This is a genomic window from Neobacillus sp. MER 74, from assembly GCF_023714155.1.
This window is the reverse complement of record NZ_JAMAUV010000062.1, coordinates 1-1,134: the sequence shown is the minus strand read 5'-3', so window position 1 is coordinate 1,134 and position 1,134 is coordinate 1. Positions and strand designations below refer to the sequence as shown.

At 30.0% G+C, this 1,134-nt stretch carries 1 protein-coding gene; it reads right to left on the bottom strand.

Translation table 11 applies throughout. The annotated features are described in order from the left end of the window. Positions 1 to 1,041: transposase (locus tag M3610_RS27410; protein WP_251463627.1), on the bottom strand; the 1,041-nt coding region annotated here is incomplete at its 3' end. Between the last annotated feature and the right edge of the window lie 93 nt (positions 1,042 to 1,134).

Below are 1,134 nucleotides of genomic sequence, written 5' to 3'. Positions count from 1 at the left end.
CAAACAGTAGCCCATCGGGCAAATAAAAACATCATCTTTTTGGTCATACTTGAAGTTTGATTTATCAAATCCGTTTTCAACCTTTTGTTGTTTTCCTTTTTGAGGCTTTATTAAGATCTCAGTCTTCTCATCAGCTACTTCTGTTATTTCAGACATATTAAAATAACCGGTATCAGCTATAGCTGTTATATTTTTGTTTTCAAATACTTTTTTTGCTTTTTTAACCATGTTTGATAATTGCCCTTGATCATTAACATCATTGACTACATCGTAGTCTACAAATAATTTATTTTTATTGTCTACAACTGCTTGAACATTAAAGCAAACTTCAAATTTCCCATTGTTCTTCATAGATTTTGCATCTGAATCGGTTAAACAAATTTGTTTTTTTCCTTGTTCTTTAAGCTCTTCTTTTATAGAGTTTAGCTGCTTTATTCTTTCTTGATAGCACTCTATTTTATCGGTAATTTTTTGTTTCATACTTTCATCATCAGTTGTATCTAATACGCCATTGATATATTCCTCAATTTTTGCTTCATAGTATTCTAATTTCTCTCTTATTATATTTTCATTATAGTGTTTATTCTTTGCACTACTTGCTTTTATCTTCGTACCATCAATTGCGACAAGGACTCCATCAATAAGACCAAACCCTTTTAACATAAGTGTAAATTCCTTAAACAACTGCTTAATGGCATTTTTGTTAATTTTCATAAACGAAGAGAGAGTCCCATGATCAGGTTTGATTTTCCCAATCAACCACATTAATTCAATGTTTCTAGTTGCCTCGATTTCCATCATTCGCGATGATCTGATTTTATTCATATAACAATATATATATAACTTAAGAAGATCTTGTCTTCTGTAGGGTTTTTGACCAGCACTGTTACCAGAAAAAATAACAAATCCTAGTTCCTCTAAATTTAAACTATCTACATATGCATCAATTACTCTTACTGGATTATCTTCATGAACATAGTCATCTAAAGTGTATGGTAACAAATTGATTTGTTTTCTATCTTCCCCAAGAATAAATGGCATATTAACATCTCCTTTACTTAATGTATTCGACATTAATATCCATTTTCTTCTAAATGTTCAAAACAAATTTAAAATTGTTAGACAGACTCACGT